The organism is Chromobacterium sp. Rain0013 (genome assembly GCF_015291765.1).
Taxonomy (GTDB): Bacteria; Pseudomonadota; Gammaproteobacteria; order Burkholderiales; family Chromobacteriaceae; genus Chromobacterium; species Chromobacterium haemolyticum.
The window spans coordinates 2,486,484-2,503,053 of sequence record NZ_CP031514.1 but is presented as its reverse complement, the minus strand read 5'-3'; the positions used below and the strand labels follow the sequence as shown (position 1 = coordinate 2,503,053).

Here is a 16,570-nt window from a genome sequence, read left to right as displayed (position 1 = left end):
CTCAAATCCGGCAGAAGCGGCTGAGGTAACCGGACTCGGTCGCCGCCACTTCTTCTTCGGTCAAGGCGGCCTCGGCCCCCAACTCGGACGCTTCCAAGGTGGAGAAAAACTCCGCCGCCGCCATACCCTCCATCAGCAGGGCAATCGGCAACAGCAGTTTGGCCAGGCGTTGGAAGCCGCTGCTCTCCTGCTCGGACGGCGGATGCGGCTTCATTTGCTGCTGATAAAGCTGGCGATACCAGCCGCTCAGCTTCTGGTCGGTCATATTGGCGTAGCACAGCTTGCCGCTGCTCTCCGGGTAGAGATTCTTGCCATCCTTGGCGCAGGGGAAGTCGAACAGATAGCCCTTGCGGTCCTGGTAGGCCGCCGCCAGCCGCGCCACGCGGAACTGGGCGGCGGGCTGAAACTGACCGCTTTTGAAACCGGCCGAGTTGAAGCGGGTGCGCCGCACCTCGTTGTGAAGCAAGTTCATCAAGTAATGCTTGTCGTATTCGGACAGGCTGTTCACGCCAGTGGTGGCGCTGCTCAGGTAGCGGTCCAGCACCTCCTTGCGAATGCCGTTCTGCAATTGTTTGGCAGCCGGCACTTTCTGCGTCGCGTCGCGCAGCAACTGCGCCGCCACCGCGAACTTGGCGGCGATGGTGCTGTAAGCGTAGCCGAACACATCCAGGCTCTTGTAGAAGATGTCTCCGTCCACCCCGGCCTTGAAGGCATTGGCCAGCACCAGCCTGTCCTCGTCCTGGCGGTAGCCGGCGCGACGACGATTGAGGTCCACGTCCGTGCCCGGCAAGGCTTTGTTCAGGCCCATCTCGCTGGCGAACAGTTTCACCGAATCGTCCAGCGTCAGATTGACGCGGTGGTAGCGATTGAAATCGCTGAGCGCGTTATTCCACTCTATGGAATTGATGATGGGCGGCTGGGGGTTGAGTTCGGAATAAACCGAGCCCGGCGTTTTCAGAAACGCCCCGGCAATCTTGTCGCCGCTGAGATCGGCTTGGCCATGGTTCTTGGTCTTGTGGTACAGCACCGACTTCAACAGGGTGTCGGGCACGAAGGTTTCGGCCATCGCCGGCGGCGTCAGCAGCAAGCCGGCGGCTGCCAGGCCGCATAGCCAGCGCGAACGCCGAACTGAGGTTTGGGTCATCACGGACTCCAATGAGGGTTAGAAACAGGAGGGATACATGTCGTTCTTTCAGAGCCGGTTTACGCGCTGCCGCGCCTCGACGATACAGCCGTGAAAACCGTATCGAAAATACGCGTGCCGCGTATCCGAGCCACGCTGTTGCAGGGGCGGAAACATCAGGCGCGAGCCGGGCTGCCACCCGTCCGCAAAAAATAAGAGAACAATGAAATTCTAATAGATTAGAGCCTAAGCTCAAGGCTCCCCAGTGAATTGCAAAAATCGCTCATCAAGCATAAAGCCAGCCCTCACCTCATGCCGAAGGCAATAAAAAAGCCGCCTCGCGGCGGCTATCGCTTCTCCCTCAACCTCAAACCTCGGGCGCCGCGGCGCGCCACTCCGCTTCCGACAACAGATACAGACAGTGTCGCCGCAGCGGATGCCCGGCCTCCAAGGCGGGATGATCGAAGTCCCGGCCGCTATCGCGCATGCCCAGCCTCCGCATCACGCCTTGCGACGGCAGATTGGGCAAGGCGGTGAAGGACACGATTTCGTCCAGCCCCAAGATCTCGAAACCAAAAGCCAGCGCCCGGCGCGCCGCCTCGGTGGCGTAGCCCCGGCCCCAGGATGCTCGCCGCAGGCGCCAGCCCGTCTCCACGCAGGGCATGCACGGCAACTCCGCTCGCGGTACCGCCAACCCTACGAAACCGACGAAGTCGCCGGACGCTTTCTCCTCCAGCGCCCATAGCCCCCAGCCCCGCTCCGCTATCAACCCGCGTTGGCGCTCCATGCTGTCCGCGCTCTCTTCCTCGCTCAACAACGCCGGGAAATAACGCATCACTTCCGGATCCCTCCCCATGGCGGCGAAGGGCGCCAGATCCTCGTCCCTCCATTGGCGCAGCAATAAACGCTCCGTCTCCATATCCATCGTTTCCCCTTCCCACTCACCGCGGACTCGTCCCGAACCCGCCATTATCACGGAATCGTAACCGCCGGCTGAGTAAAATCTGCAAGGCAAGCCGTCCGCCTCCCATTAGCATCCGGCGATCAACCTTCACCCGCGTCCGCCCACCATGCTCATTCAAGCTTCCCGCGCCGCCGCGCCTCAAGCGATGGCGATAGACGAGCCCGTCCGCTCCAGTGTCGCGCCAAACGCGATGTCGACACGGCTCAAACAAACAGAAAACCGCGCGGACGCCCCGGCCTCCTCGCGCGCCGCGCCGCGCGCCAATCCTCTGGACGGCCTCTGCGTGCAGCAGCCGCTGGAAAACCTCAACCCCGAAGCGGCCCGTCAAAGGCTCAAGGACAGCGCGCTGCTCGCCAACTTCCCCTACAGCCGGGACCTGGACAGCCTGCGCGCCACCCAGTGGAGCCCGGACGCAGAACTGGCGCGCCTGCTGGCCAAGGGCGGCAAGCTGGAGTTTCAACCGCAGCAGGCGCGCTTGATGGACCCGGAAAGCGGCTTGGTGGCCTATGTGTTCCGCAACAAGGCGGCGGGGGAAATTCGCCTGGTGTTCGGCGGCACCACCAGCGGCCGCGATGTGGGCGGCTTGGCTCAACGCAACCTGAAAAACCTGGCCAGCGTAGCGCGGCAATGGCGCGCCAATATCGACAACGCCGCTTTCGGCGGCCGCCCCGCTTGCTACGCCCAAGCCGCCCAACTCACCGCCAAGTTGCAAACGCTGGCCGCCGGCCTGCCGCTGATGCGCAGCGGCGAACCCGGCTATATCGTCAGCACCGGCGGTCATTCGCTGGGCGGCGGCATGGCCGCCTATGCGGCGATGAAATTGTCCACTCCGCAGCGCCCGGTCCACGCGGAATGCTTCAGCAGCGCCCAGTTCGGCCGCGGCCTGCAAAACGAACTGCTGACGCGCCACGGCAACGATCTGGAGCAAGCGCGCGCGGCCTCTGCCCATATCCGTCATTACTGCGTTCAGGGCGATCCAGTGCCGGCGTTGGACGGCCTGCTGCCCGTGCGTCACGTCGGCCAGCTTTACCTGCTGCCGGCAAACCGCCAGGCCGACGACAGCCGCCTGGGCCGCCACGACAAGTTCCTGGACCATGTGCAAGACTTCGTCGCCAGCGCCTGGCAAGGACAATCGAGGTTTTACGCCTAGAGCGCCGAATCACCGCCCGGGCCTGACCGGGAGATGCGACCTTGCGCCGTTGGCGGCCGATGTCGCCTTGACCCCCTCATCCCCGCTAGGCACAATCGCAAACGCGCAGCCCCAACCGGCTGCGCCCAGATTGGAGTCTGGCCCCGCCGCCTCGGACCCCGCGCCGCAAACGCCCGGTCCGTGCCCTTGCACCATCCGTCATGCCAACTACGGGCAGGCCATGGTGGGAGGGTGTTCGCACCCGCCGGTCCGTGGCGCCGGAACTCCAATCCTGCCATGCGCCTGCCATAAGCCTGCCGCCTCGCCGGCAGCCTCGAATCAACAGGAGCGCACGCATGTCCGTCAAATACCCAAGCCGTCGCCATTACCGTCCCAACCTCCAGCCGGTTCCCTATCAGGAGCTGCCGTTCGCCGCGCGCATGCCAGGCAGTCCGCGCGTGCATTGCTGGCAAGTGCCGCCAGCCGACGACTATCGCCAGGCCTATCTGCTGGGGCGCGAATACGCCGGCCACTTCATCCAATACGTGCAGGACAATCCCGATGTCCCGAAACACACGCTGCTGGCGCGCATCGCCGGCGATGTCGACTTCTCCGCGGAAGGCCCTGAGCAGGGCTACTGGGCCGGTTTCTTCGCCCTGATCGAACAGGTGCTGATCTTCCCTATCGATATCTTCGGCTACATCGACCGCATCCAGCTTAGGGAGGAAACATTGCGCCGGCCGATGAGAAAACAGCCGACAGATATTGAATAACTGCATTGTTTTCTCCGACAAGCCCTGAGCCGGTTTTGGCACAAGCAAGGCCGGCACAGGCCGAATCCGGCCACGCCCCGCCAACCCACTCCATAAAAATCAACAACTTGAGCAAAAAACATCCTGGCACGCGCTTTGCCTAATAAGAACCACTACAAAGCAGCGAACCGCATCGCCGCGCCAAAAAATGCAAACGTCGTATAAATAAAAGGTCGCCGCGCTCCGCCCGGCCCCTATCCACAAAGGAGAAACACCATGCAACGCATCCGAACCTGGCTCTGTCTCGCCGCTCTGGGCGGCGGCCTCTCGCTGCCCGCCCTCGCCGCCGACGTGGTGAGGTTGGGCAACCTCAAGTTCGCCCATTACGGCGCCATCAGCTACATGAAGGAAATCGCGCCCAAATACGACCTGAAGATTGAAGAACGCATGTTCGCCAAAGGCATCGACATCATGCCCGCCATCGTGGCCGGCGAGGTGGACGTCGCCGCCAGCGCGGCGGACGCGGCAGTGGCCGGGCGCGCCGGCGGCGCGCCTATCTTCGCGGTGGCCGGCTTCGCCAAGGGCGGCGCGCGCATCGTGGCGGCCAAAGACAGCGGCATCAAGAGCGTCAAGGACCTGAAGGGCAAGAAGGTGGGCGTGGCGCGCGGCGGCGCGCAGGAGTTGCTGCTGGCGGCGGAGCTGGCCAAGTACAAGCTCAGCTGGTCCGACAAGCCGGGCAAGGATGTGCAGGTGATTTACATGCCTTTCGCCGACCTGAACCAGGCTTTGATGGGCAAGCAGATCGACGCGATGAGTCAATCCGAACCGCAATCGTCCCAAGCCATCAACAAGGGCTTCGGCGTGGAAGTGCTGAAGCCCTATGACACCCCGCTGGGCGAACCCATTCGCACCCTGGTGATGACGGAGAAGATGTACAAGGAACGCCGCGGCGTGGCGGAGCGCCTGATCAAATGTTTCGTGGAGGCCACCAACACCTTCATCAAAAATCCCAAGTTGGCGGAAAAATACGTGCGTGAGAACATGTTCAAGAACCAGATCAGCGCCGACGACTTCCAGGACGCCATTTCCAACTCCCCGTACAGCTACGATCTGAGCGTGGCCCACATCCAGACCACCACCGACATGATGCAGCAGTACGGCATCGGCAAGATGGTCAAGCCGCCCAAAGCGGCGGACTGGGTGAAGCTGGACTTGCTGAGCAAGGCCAAGCAGGACCTCAAGGTTAATTGACGGCGGCGGGAGCAATCATGCAGCAGACTGTGTTTTCCCGGCTGGGCCAAGCCTGGTCCAGCCTGGCGGTGCCCATCGCCATCGTATTGATCTGGCAGGCCAGTTCCAGCCTGGGTTGGATCAACCCGCAAATCCTGCCCTCGCCGCTGGCGGTGTTGCAGAAGTGGCTGGCTTACTGGCAGCCGCTGGAAGCCTACGACCCCTCGTCCGGCGCCTACTTGTCCTGGCTGCTATCCGGCGAACTGATCCACGACGTGGCGGCCAGCCTGTGGCGTGTGGTGCTGGGCTTCGCGCTGGGCGGCGGCCTGGGCTTGTTGCTGGGGCTGTTCATGGGCGTCAGCGACCCGGTGTACCGGGCGTTCAATCCCTTGATCCAGTTCCTGCGGCCAATTCCGCCCATCGCCTGGACCCCGCTCTCCATCCTGTGGTTTGGCCTGGGCAACCCGCCGGCGGTGTTCCTCATCACTATCGGGGCTTTCTTCCCCATCCTGATGAACACCATCTCCGGCGTGCGCAATGTGGACGGCATCTATATCCGCGCCGCGCGCAACCTGGGCGCCAGCCGCGCAACCCTGTTCCGCCGGGTGATCCTGCCTGCGGCCACGCCCTTCATTTTCACCGGCGCGCGCGTGGGCATGGGCACCGCCTTCATCGTGGTGATCGTGGCGGAGATGATCGCCGTGAACAGCGGCGTCGGCTACCGCATCATGGAAGCGCGCGAGTATTTCTGGACCGACAAGGTCATCGCCGGCATGGTCACGATTGGCATTCTCGGGCTGTTGATCGACATGCTGATGCAGGGCTTGAACAACCGCTTGCTGAAGTGGCATCGCGGCATAGACCAATAAGAACCGCTAACAACACCCCTGATCCTGCGTTGCGCCTCCTTGTCGTACCACCGGTACGACCTGCGTCGGCGCGCCTTGGCCCAGGTACGCTGCTCGGTTTTGTTAGCGGCGCCAAACACACCGCCGCGCTGCGCGGCATGGAAGGATGAAGGCATGAGCGCCCAGATCGAAGTGCAACAGGTGCAAAAAGTATTCAAGACGCCGGGCGGCGACGTGATCGCCTTGCGGGACATCCAGCTGGACATCCAGCCCGGCGAGTTCGTCTGCCTGCTGGGCCCCTCCGGCTGCGGCAAATCCACCTTGCTCAATGCCATCGCCGGCTTCGCGCCGCCCAGCGGCGGCGAGATCCTGGTGACCGGCCAACGCGTCGCCGCGCCGGGACCGGACCGCGGCATGGTATTCCAGGAATACGCGCTGTTCCCGTGGATGACGGTGGAACAGAACATCGGCTTTGGCCTGGAAATCCAGAAGCGCGGTCCGGCCGAGATTCGCGCCGCCGTGGAGCCGCTGCTGGACAAGCTGCACCTGCGCGATTTCCGTCACCGCTTCCCCAAGGACCTGTCCGGCGGCATGCGCCAGCGGGTGGCCATCGCGCGGGTGTTGGCGCTGGATTCTCCGGTGATGCTGATGGACGAACCCTTCGGCGCGCTGGACGCGCTGACGCGGCGTTCCTTGCAGGACGAGTTGCTGCGCATCTGGCAGGAGAGCGGCAAGACCATCATCTTCGTCACCCACAGCATCGAGGAATCCATCTATCTGGCGGACCGGGTGGTGGTGATGACCTACCGCCCCGGCACCATCAAGCGCGACGTGCGGGTGGAGCTGCCGCGCCCGCGCGACCCCAGCGCGCCGGGTTTCAACGACCTGAAGCGGGAGCTGACCCGGCTGGTGATGGAGGAACATTCACGCCATGAAGCCGCGGAACTGCAAGCTGCGGTAGACTGAGGCATCGCCGATTCCCGATCCGCCGCCATGCTCGCACGCGCGTTGCGTTTCCTGCTGAAAAGCCTGCCTTCCCTCGTCTTGCTGGCCTTGGCGCTGGGCGGCGGCTGGGTCTTGGCCAGCCGCATGCTGTTGACCGAAGCGGAGCGCGAGGGCCGGCATCGGGCGGAGATGCACGCCGCCAATCTAGGCGCCACGCTGGAGCAGTACCGCTACCTGCCCTATGTGCTGGCGCTGAACCAGGACATCCTCAACCTGCTGGCGGACCCGCGCAACCCGCGGCGGGTGGAGGCGCTGAACCGCTATCTGGAGCAAGTGAACCGGCAGTCGCGCACCTCGGCGCTGTTCATCGTCAACGTGGACGGCATCGCGCTGGCGTCCAGCAACTGGATGTCGCCGTACAGCTTCGTCGGCAACAGCTACGCCTTCCGCCCCTATTTCCAACAAGCGCTGGCCGGCCAGTCCGGCAGCTTTTACGGCATAGGCAGCACCAGCCGCGAGCCAGGTTATTTCCTGTCCTGGCCGGTGTTGTCCGGCCGCCGCGTCGTGGGCGTGGCGGTGGTCAAAGTCAGCTTGGCGCCGCTGGAAGAAGCCTGGCGCAAGGGCGCCGAGCCGGTGCTGGTCAGCGACCGGCACGGCGTGGCCTTTCTCAGCGCCAATCCGGACTGGAAATTCGCCACCTTGCAACCGCTGCCGCCGACAGTCCGTCGCCAGATTGACGCCACCCGCCAATACCTGGGCGCCAAACTGCACCCCTTCGCGCTGCTGCAGCCCCACACAGGCTGGCGTCAGCAGGCCTGGCTGGCGCCGGACAGCGAACGCAAACTGCTGGCGGGCCGCTACCTTCAAATCCGCCAGACCTTGCCGCAAACCGGCTGGACACTGACCCTGCTGGTGGACATGCACGGCCGCAACCTCACCCTGCTGGCCATCATGAGCACGCTGCTGGCCAGCGGACTGGGCCTGCTGACGCTATGGCACTACTGGCGGCTGAGGCTGCGCCGGCTGCGCGAGCAACTGGCGGCGCAACAGGCCCTGCAACAAGCGCACGACCAGTTGGAGCGCAAGGTGGCGGAGCGAACCCGCGACCTGGCGCTGAGCAACACTCAGTTGTCGGCGGAGATCCGCGAGCGCATCCAGACCGAAAACAGCCTGCGCATTACCCGCGGCCAGCTGGCCGAAGCCAGCAAGCTGGCCGCGCTGGGCCAGATGGCGGCAGGGGTGGCGCATGAGATCAACCAGCCTCTGGCGGCGCTGCGCGCCTTCGCCGACAACGCGGTGACCCTGCTGCAACGCGGCCGCCCTGACGCCGCCAGCGACAATCTGGGTCAGATTTCCCAACTCGTGGAGCGCATCGCCCACATCACCCGGGATCTGAAAACCTTTGCCCGCCGCCACCGCGGCCCGCTGGGCCAGACCAATCCGCTCTCCGCGCTGCAAGACACGCTGACGCTGCTGCAGCCGGCGCTGCGCGAAGCTCGGGTCGCGCTGGAGCTGGACCTGCCTCCACGCTGCCCGGACATCGCCTGCGACGCCATCGGCCTGGAACAGGTGTTCACCAATCTGCTGGGCAACGCCATAGACGCGATGCGGCCGCAACCGCAAGGCCGGCTGGAGATCAGCCTGCTGCATAAAGCGGGCATGCTGGAATTCCGTCTGCGCGACCACGGCCCCGGCATCGCCGACGCCGATTTGCCTCACCTGTTCGAGCCTTTCTACAGCACCAAGCCGCGCGGCCAGGGCCTGGGACTGGGGCTGGCCATCGTGCAGGAGATCGTCGAGCAGTCCGGCGGACGCATCGAAGCCGGCAACCATCCGGAAGGCGGCGCCTGCTTCATCATCAACTGGCCTTGCGAGTCCACGCCATGACGCCCACCCTCAGCGCCCCCGTGGGCGTAATTTATGTTGAAGACGACCCGGCCGTGCGCATGGCCACGCTGCAATCGCTGGAGCTGGCCGGCCTGCCGGTGCAATCCTTCACCGATGCCGAAAGCGCGCTGGCCGCGCTAAGGCGGGACGAGCGCGCGGTGCTGCTCAGCGATGTCCGCCTGCCGGGACTCAGCGGCCTGGAACTGATGGAGCAGGCGCTGAGCCTGGACCGGGAACTGCCGGTCATCCTGGTCACCGGCCACGGCGACATCGCAATGGCGGTGTCGGCCACCCGCGCCGGCGCCTACGACTTCATCGAGAAGCCCTATGCGCCGGGCCGCTTGACCGAAACAGTGCAGCGCGCGCTGGACAAACGCCGGCTAACGCTGGAAAACCGAGAACTGCGCGCCAGCCTGGCGCGCAGCAACGGCCCGGTGTTGATAGGCCGCAGCCCGGCAATGCAGGCGCTGCGCGAAACGCTGGCCAATATCGCCGACACCGACGCCGATGTGCTGATTCACGGCGAAACCGGCACCGGCAAAGAAATGGTGGCGCAGGCGCTGCACGCCTGGAGCCGTCGCCGCGAGCGTCATTTCGTGCCGCTGAACTGCGCCGGCCTGCCGGAATCCATTTTCGAGAGCGAGATTTTCGGCCACGAGGCCGGAGCCTTCACCGGCGCGCTCAAGCGCCGCATCGGCAAGATAGAGTACGCCAGCGGCGGCACCCTCTTCCTCGACGAAATCGAAGGCATGCCGCTGGCCCTGCAAGCGAAACTCTTGCGGGTGCTGCAACAGCGTGTAGTGGAAAGGCTGGGCTCCAACAGCCTGATCCCGGTGGACTGCCGGGTGGTGGCCGCCACCAAGGACGATCTGGCCCTGGCCAGCCGGGAACGGCGCTTCCGCGAAGACCTTTACTACCGGCTCAACGTGGTGTCGCTACGGCTGCCGCCGCTGCGTGAGCGGCGCGAGGACATTCCGGACCTGTTCCAGTGGTTTGTGGAACAAGCGGCGGCGCGCTTCAACCGGCCGGCGCCGGACACGCCGCCAGCCTTATTGGGACGCCTGCAGGCGCAGACGTGGCCGGGCAATGTGCGCGAGCTGCGCAACGCGGCGGAACGCTATGTGCTGGGCGTGGCGCCGGACGGCGGCGAACCGGCGGCCTACGCGCCCAGCGCGCTGGACGCGAGGGTGGACGCCTACGAGAAACAATTGATCGAACAGGCGCTGCTGCGCACCCAGGGCCAAGTGATGCAGGCGGCCGAACTGCTGGGCATTCCGCGCAAGACGCTGTACAACAAGTTCGCCAAGCACGGCCTAGACCCGGATGGCTACCGCGCCTGAGAACGTGGTCAAGATCTACACTCCGCAACCGCCTCACACCGCGCGCAGCAGCATAAAGTGGCGCAAACTGTAATAGCCCTGGGCCGCCGGCCACGGCAGCGCGTCCAATAGACTCTGGCCCGCTTCCCAGCGCTGATTGTCCAACAGCGCCTCGGAGACGAACTCGCCGTTCAGATTGCAGAAGAACAGCCGGGACCAATGCGCGTCGCCCCCCAGCGTTTCCGCTCGCAGCGCGGTGGTTGCCTGGCGGAACAGCGCCTCGAACAAAGACTGCTCCAGCCGCTCGGCGCCGCCGCGCAGACCGAAGTTGCCAATGTAGGCCATATATTCTCGGCCGGCGATTTCCCAGCGTCGTTCGGTGACCTGGGCCTCGTCGGCGATGCCCCATAGGCCGGCCAACAGCACATGCAGCACGTTGGCGCTGAAGTTTTCCAGAGCGTCGTTCAGCCCTTCCTGTCCAGCGCCCAGACCCGCGAAGCTTTCCATCATGCGGATATCGTTGTCCAACAGCACATGGACATCCAGCCGGCCATTGTTCTCCCCCGGCGTCCAATGAGCGCCGATAGCCGGCAACTGGCCGTGCGGCAGCAACCAGCCCTTAGCTTCCTGGCAAGGCAAGCCGTGAGCAGCCAATATTTGCGCCAGCAGCGGCGTAGGGTTCAGGGCGGTTTGGGCTTCCGGAGTGTGGGCAGACACAATAGCCATCCTTTTGATTCAGTTGCGAGGCCGGCAGTGTACCACCGCCCGCCTCGATGCCCGCTAGCGCAAACTCGGCCACCTTCCGCCATCTGGGCGCATCAGCGGTTTTAGAACGTGTTTACGCTCCTGCGAGCAAGAGCGAGACAAGGCGAAAACCGTTGAGAAAGCGGAATGGTCGAGGGGTGCATGAGCATTTTGAGCTTGTACTCACCGTGCAACGCTCCACGAAACGCAGCAGGCTTTGAATAGGTTCTCCGTACTCGCGGTACGGCCTTCCATCAAGCGCGGCAGGCATCAAACAGACTCTCAAGCGTCGCCGTCGGCGAACTGCAAAGCCGCCAGCCGCGCGTACAAGGGCGAGCCGGCCAACAGGCTCTGATGGTTGCCCTCCGCCACGATGCGGCCCTGGTCCAGCACCACGATGCGGTCCGCCTGCTTGACCGTAGCCAGCCGGTGAGCGATCACCAGGGTGGTGCGATTTTGCGCGGCCCGTTCCAGCGCCTGTTGCACCAATTGTTCCGATTCAGCGTCCAAGGCGCTGGTGGCTTCGTCCAGCAGCAACAAAGGCGGATTCTTCAGAATGGCGCGGGCGATGGCGATGCGCTGGCGCTGGCCGCCGGACAAACGCACGCCGCGTTCGCCCAGATAGGTATCGTAGCCCTGCGGCAGCTTTTCGATGAAGCCGTCCGCGGCGGCGGCGCGGGCCGCGGCCCGCACTTCCTCATCGCTGGCCTCCGGTTTGCCGTAGCGGATGTTCTCCAAGGCGCTGGCGCCGAAAATCACCGAATCCTGCAACACCACGCCCACATGACCGCGCAAATCGGCAAACGACAGTTCGCGCACATCCACGCCTCCCAGCAATACCTGTCCCTGCTGAGGATCGTAAAACCGCAGCAAGAGCTGAAACAAGGTGGACTTGCCCGCGCCGGACGGGCCCACCAGCGCCACATGCTCGCCGGGGCGCACGCTAAGCCGGACGCCGCTGAGCGAAGGCTGACCAGGGCGGGACGGGTAGGCGAAATCGACATCGCGCAGCTCCAGGCCGGCGGGCCCGGGCGGCAGAGCCCGCGGCGCGGCCGGCTCCGTCACCGGCGAACGCAGGGACAACAGTTCCATCAGCCGCTCGGTGGCGCCGGCCGCCCGCTGCACATCCCCCCACACTTCCGCCAGCGCGCCGATGGCGCCGGCGGTGACCACCGCGTACAAGATGAATTGCCCCAGCTGGCCGGCGCTCATCGTGCCCTCAAGCACCGCGTGCGCGCCCAGCCATAGAACGAAAACAATGGCGCCGAAGATCAGGAGAATCACCGCCACGGTCAGCCAGGAGCGGGCGCGGATCCGCGCCAGCGCGGCGTCGAAGCTAGTTTCCACCGATTCCCCGAAGCGCCGGCTTTCCCGCGCCTGCTGATTGAAAGCCTGCACCGTCGGAATCGCATTCAGGGTTTCGCCGGCGATGGCGCTGGAATCCGCGATGCGGTCCTGACTAGAGCGGGACAAGGTCCGCACCCTGCGCCCGAAGACCACGATGGGCAAGACCACCAGCAAGAGCGTCACCAGGATGTAAGCGGTCAGGCTGGGGCTGGTGGCCATCAACATGGCCAGGCCGCCCAACATCAGCAAGGCGTTGCGCAGGCCCATGGACAGGCTGGTGCCGATCACCGTCTGCACCAGAGTGGTGTCGGTGGTCAGCCGGGACAGCACTTCGCCGGTCTGGGTGACTTCAAAGTATTCCGGGCTAACCCGGATCACATGTTGGTACACCGCTCGACGGATGTCGGCGGTGACGCGCTCGCCCAGCCAGGACACGCAATAAAAGCGCAGCGCGGTGGCCAGCGCCAACACCGTCGCCACGCCAAACAGGCCGAGGAAATAGCGGTTGATATCCGCCGCCGCGCGCTGGCTGAAGCCGTGGTCGATCAGGAAGCGAAAAGCCACCGGCAGCAGCAAGGTGGCGGCGGCGGCCACGATCAGGGCCAGCAAGGCCAGCAAGGCGCGCAGCCGGTACGGACGCAGATAGGGCAGCAAGCCAGCCAGCGGGCTCAGCCGCAGCCATGGGGAAGATGCAACGGACATGAGGAAAGACACTCCATGAAGCACAGCGCCCTACTCTAGCCTGCCGTTGGGCAAACCGCACCCCCGTGCATGAAAAAACCGCCGCGGGCGAAGCCGGCGGCGGCGGGAAAGCCATGCTTTCTTGGATTAGAACTTGTACTGCATCTGCACGCCCAGCAGGTGGCCGCGGATGGAGCTGTAAGAGCCTTGCAGCGTGTCGATATTGTTCCGAGGACTCTGAGCGGCATGGTTGACGTCACGATCGCCCACGCCCATCAGATAGGTGTAGCCGGCGTCCACGGTCAGTTGCTTGCTGGCCTTATAGCTGGCACCCAGGCTCAGCCAGACGCGGTCGGTGTCCGGAATCAGCGGGTTGCGGTAGCTGGCGTCGCGCACCGGGCTGGTTTCATAACCCACGCCGCTGCGCAGCGTCAGTTGCTCGTTGAAGTTGTAGTCGGCGCCCACCGAGAACAGCCAGCTGGCTTTCCAGTGATTGTCGATAACGGTATCGGCCATCGGGTTGCCCTTGATAACCAGTTGGTCGAAGCGGCTCCAGTTGGTCCAGCGCGCGGTGGCGCTCAAGGCCCATTTGCTGTTCAGACGGCTGAAGCCGGACAACAGCAGCGATTCCGGCGTGGTGACGTCGGCGCCACCGGCATGCACGCCATCCACCGGAAGGCCGAGACGGTTGAAACCGCTCGCGGTGTAGTCGCCGCGCGCCTTGTGGTTCAACTTGGAGCGATAGGACAGGCCGACGCGGTTGTCCTGATTGAACGCATACATCAAGCCCAGGTTGTAACCGTAGGCCCAGCTGTCGGCGTCGATCTCGCCGGTGGCGCCCGGGAAGAACGCGCCCTGCTTCAGATCAGCCTTGGCGTATTGAGCCGACACGCCGGCGCCGAAGCTCCACTTGTCGTCCAGTTTGTAAGCAAAGGACGGGTTGAAATCCACGGTCATGATGGAACTGGAAATACCGTGGTTGCGGCCCACCCAGTTATCGCCATAGCTGGCGCCAAGACCGAAGGGCACGGTGATGCCCAGGCCCAGACGGGCGCGGTCGTTCAACTGATGCACCAGATAGGCGTTGGGGATTACCTCGGCCTTGGCGCGGCCGTTGTCGCTGCCTGGGCGCGCGGCCGGGAAGCCGCCCTTGCCTTCAAACGGCGCGTCGATTTCGGCGTAAGTGAAACCGCCTTGCACCTGTGTGCCTTCAAGCAGGGTCATGCCGGCCGGGTTGTAGAATACGGCGGACAAGTCGTCGCCCACCATGCCGGCGCCGGCGTGGGCGCGGCCCAAGCCTGTCACGCTCTGCTCGGACAATTGGAAGCCGGCTGCATGAGCCAGCGGCGCGGCCGCCAGAAGGCCGGCCACCAGCGCGGGAATGATGCGAACGGAGGAAGGTGCGAATGCTTTCATTTTTTTATATCTACCCCGGCGGCGGCTGCCGCCTTTGTTATGGAAACCGCGCTTGCGCGCGGAAGTTATGCTATTTAAATAGATAGCGATCACACAATTTTTAGGGAGTGGAGTCTAAATACTATTTTTTAAAAAAACAAGAAGACCACAACACGCAAAAAGCATAAGCAGACCACGCCATGCGCTGAATCAAAAGGCTGTGCTAATATTGGCGGCTCCTCATAACCCTGTTGAATAAAGCAACCATGAAACGAATGCTGAGCATGCTGGCGTTGAGCGCGCTGCCCGCCGTGGCCCTGGCCTCGCCGACAGTGGAAATGATCACAAACAAGGGCAATATCGAGATTGCGCTGGACTCGGCCAAAGCGCCCAAGACCGTGGAAAACTTCGTCGCCTACACCAAGGCCGGCCACTACAACGGCACCGTGTTCCACCGCGTGATTGACGGCTTCATGATCCAGGGCGGCGGCTTCGACACCAAGCTGAATCAAAAACCCACCCGCGCCGCCATCGCCAACGAGGCCAACAACGGCCTGAAGAACGGCATTGGCACCATCGCCATGGCCCGCACCGCGGACCCGAATTCCGCCACCGCCCAGTTCTTCATCAACGTGGCCAACAACGACTTTCTCGACTACAAATCCCCGACGCCCCAAGGCGCCGGCTATGCCGTGTTCGGCAAGGTGACCCGCGGCATGGACGTGGTCAACCGCATCGCCAAGACCCGCACCGGCAGCATGAACGGCATGAGCGACGTGCCGTTCGAGCCTATTGTGATTCAGAAAGTCACCATCAAGCCTTAAGCTTTTCCGCAACCTCTTTCATACCGGCAGGCCGCTAACCGGCCTGCCCGTCATCAAGGAAACACCATGATCAAACTGACCACCAACTTCGGCGCCATCGTACTGGAACTGTTCGCCGACAAAGCCCCGAAAACCGCCGCCAACTTTGAAGAGTACGTAAAGAGCGGCCATTACGACGGCACCATCTTCCACCGCGTGATCAACGGCTTCATGATCCAGGGCGGCGGCTTCACCGCCGACATGTCGCAAAAACCGACCAACGCGCCAATCGAGAACGAGGCCAACAACGGCCTGTCCAACAAGACCTACACCGTGGCCATGGCCCGCACCATGGACCCGCACTCGGCATCCGCCCAGTTCTTCATTAACGTGTCCGACAACGACTTCCTGGATTTCAAATCGGAAAGCGCCCAAGGCTGGGGCTACGCCGTGTTTGGCCAGGTTGTGGAAGGCCAGGACGTGGTGGACAGCATCAAGGCTGTGCGCACCGGTCGCAGCGGCCCGCATCAGGACGTGCCGGCCGAAGCCGTGGTGATCGAGAAAGCCGAAATCATTTGATTCGCAGACGCCGCGCAACGCGCGGCGCTCCCAGCCCGGCCGCCCGGCCGGGCTTCAACTCATCCGCACGCGACATGGCCATTCACTTCATTTCCGACCTGCACCTGGCGGACGACACTCCGGCGCTGAACCGCTTGTTTCTGGACACACTGCAAGCCTGGCAAGGCCGGATCGACGCGCTCTACATCCTGGGCGATCTGTTCGAATACTGGGTGGGCGACGACGACGATTCGCCGTTTCTGGAAACGCCGCTGGCCGCGATGCGCGCCTTCGCCGCCATCACGCCGCTGTATGTGATGCATGGCAACCGCGATTTCCTGCTGGGCGAGGGCTTCTGTCAACGCAGCGGCGCGCGGCTGCTGAACGATCCCACCTTGATTGAAGCCCATGGCCGTCGCTGCCTGCTCAGCCACGGCGACGCGCTGTGCACCGGCGACACCGCCTACCAGCAATTTCGGGCCGTCAGCCGCAACCCTCAGTGGCAGCAGGCGATGCTGGCTCGGCCGCTGGCCGAGCGCCACGCGATCGCTCGCCAAGCGCGTCAGCAAAGCGAAATGGCCAAACGGCAAAACGGGCTGACTGAGATTTCGGACGTCGCCGCCGACGCCGTCGAAGCGCTGCTGGCCGAGCACGACTGGCCAACGCTGATCCACGGCCACACCCACCGCCCGGCAACCCACCGGCATGGAGAGTCCGAGCGCTGGGTGATCCAGGATTGGCATGGCGATCAGGGCGGCTATCTGCGGCTGGACGATGAGGGCATCGTCAGCCTGCCGCTGAGCGCCGCCTAAAAACCTGTTCAAAGTCTGGCCCGCGTCGCGGGA

Annotated in this window: 15 protein-coding genes; 10 read left to right on the top strand and 5 right to left on the bottom strand. The window is 64.0% G+C overall.

The window, feature by feature from the left end; all coding sequences use genetic code 11:
• Position 1: 1 nt before the first annotated feature.
• Positions 2-1,144 (bottom strand): hypothetical protein, encoded by a 1,143-nt coding sequence (locus tag DXT74_RS11745; protein ID WP_043639562.1) that lies wholly within the window; start codon positions 1,142-1,144, stop codon positions 2-4.
• Between the two features lie 346 nt (positions 1,145-1,490).
• Positions 1,491-2,048 carry a GNAT family N-acetyltransferase gene (locus DXT74_RS11740; RefSeq protein WP_231138168.1) on the bottom strand — a complete coding sequence of 186 codons (558 nt, stop codon included), beginning with the start codon at positions 2,046-2,048 and terminating at the stop codon, positions 1,491-1,493.
• Positions 2,049-2,193: 145 nt separating this feature from the next.
• On the opposite strand from DXT74_RS11740, the gene DXT74_RS11735 reads away from it, so the two are divergent.
• The 7 genes from DXT74_RS11735 to DXT74_RS11705 all read left to right on the top strand — a co-directional run bounded on the left by DXT74_RS11735 (position 2,194) and on the right by DXT74_RS11705 (position 10,218).
• Positions 2,194-3,237 (top strand): hypothetical protein, encoded by a 1,044-nt coding sequence (locus tag DXT74_RS11735; protein ID WP_194426028.1) that lies wholly within the window; start codon positions 2,194-2,196, stop codon positions 3,235-3,237.
• Positions 3,238-3,572: 335 nt separating this feature from the next.
• Positions 3,573-3,989 carry a hypothetical protein gene (locus tag DXT74_RS11730; protein WP_043639550.1) on the top strand — a complete coding sequence of 139 codons (417 nt, stop codon included), beginning with the start codon at positions 3,573-3,575 and terminating at the stop codon, positions 3,987-3,989.
• Between the two features lie 255 nt (positions 3,990-4,244).
• Positions 4,245-5,219 carry an ABC transporter substrate-binding protein gene (locus tag DXT74_RS11725; protein ID WP_081576264.1) on the top strand — a complete coding sequence of 325 codons (975 nt, stop codon included), beginning with the start codon at positions 4,245-4,247 and terminating at the stop codon, positions 5,217-5,219.
• A 17-nt stretch (positions 5,220-5,236) separates the two neighbouring features.
• Positions 5,237-6,067 (top strand): ABC transporter permease, encoded by an 831-nt coding sequence (locus DXT74_RS11720; RefSeq protein WP_019101663.1) that lies wholly within the window; start codon positions 5,237-5,239, stop codon positions 6,065-6,067.
• Between the two features lie 153 nt (positions 6,068-6,220).
• Entirely contained in the window at positions 6,221-7,012 is a 792-nt protein-coding gene (locus tag DXT74_RS11715) for an ABC transporter ATP-binding protein (protein WP_194428013.1), read from the top strand.
• Between the two features lie 27 nt (positions 7,013-7,039).
• Positions 7,040-8,878 carry an ATP-binding protein gene (locus DXT74_RS11710; protein ID WP_052370676.1) on the top strand — a complete coding sequence of 613 codons (1,839 nt, stop codon included), beginning with the start codon at positions 7,040-7,042 and terminating at the stop codon, positions 8,876-8,878.
• The gene (locus DXT74_RS11705) at positions 8,875-10,218 is read left to right on the top strand and encodes a sigma-54 dependent transcriptional regulator (RefSeq protein ID WP_194428012.1); all 1,344 of its coding nucleotides are present in this window, start codon (positions 8,875-8,877) and stop codon (positions 10,216-10,218) included. The genes DXT74_RS11710 and DXT74_RS11705 overlap by 4 nt, the downstream gene beginning before the upstream one ends.
• Before the next feature lie 33 nt (positions 10,219-10,251).
• Here DXT74_RS11705 and DXT74_RS11700 read toward each other — a convergent pair whose 3' ends face one another.
• The 3 genes from DXT74_RS11700 to DXT74_RS11690 all read right to left on the bottom strand — a co-directional run bounded on the left by DXT74_RS11700 (position 10,252) and on the right by DXT74_RS11690 (position 14,385).
• On the bottom strand, positions 10,252-10,914 hold the full coding sequence (locus tag DXT74_RS11700) for a DUF6348 family protein (RefSeq protein ID WP_194428011.1): 663 nt from the start codon (positions 10,912-10,914) through the stop codon (positions 10,252-10,254).
• Positions 10,915-11,223: 309 nt separating this feature from the next.
• The gene (locus DXT74_RS11695) at positions 11,224-12,990 is read right to left on the bottom strand and encodes an ABC transporter transmembrane domain-containing protein (protein ID WP_194428010.1); all 1,767 of its coding nucleotides are present in this window, start codon (positions 12,988-12,990) and stop codon (positions 11,224-11,226) included.
• Between the two features lie 126 nt (positions 12,991-13,116).
• Complete coding sequence (locus tag DXT74_RS11690; RefSeq protein WP_194428009.1) at positions 13,117-14,385, bottom strand: OmpP1/FadL family transporter; 1,269 nt, start codon at positions 14,383-14,385, stop codon at positions 13,117-13,119.
• A gap of 245 nt (positions 14,386-14,630) precedes the next feature.
• Here DXT74_RS11690 and DXT74_RS11685 point away from each other — a divergent pair, with 245 nt between their 5' ends.
• The 3 genes from DXT74_RS11685 to DXT74_RS11675 all read left to right on the top strand — a co-directional run bounded on the left by DXT74_RS11685 (position 14,631) and on the right by DXT74_RS11675 (position 16,537).
• The gene (locus tag DXT74_RS11685; protein WP_194428008.1) at positions 14,631-15,188 is read left to right on the top strand and encodes a peptidylprolyl isomerase; all 558 of its coding nucleotides are present in this window, start codon (positions 14,631-14,633) and stop codon (positions 15,186-15,188) included.
• A 66-nt stretch (positions 15,189-15,254) separates the two neighbouring features.
• On the top strand, positions 15,255-15,746 hold the full coding sequence (locus DXT74_RS11680) for a peptidylprolyl isomerase (protein ID WP_019101655.1): 492 nt from the start codon (positions 15,255-15,257) through the stop codon (positions 15,744-15,746).
• A 74-nt stretch (positions 15,747-15,820) separates the two neighbouring features.
• Positions 15,821-16,537, top strand: coding sequence for a UDP-2,3-diacylglucosamine diphosphatase (locus DXT74_RS11675; protein WP_081545115.1), 717 nt, complete (start codon positions 15,821-15,823; stop codon positions 16,535-16,537).
• Positions 16,538-16,570: the final 33 nt, after the last annotated feature.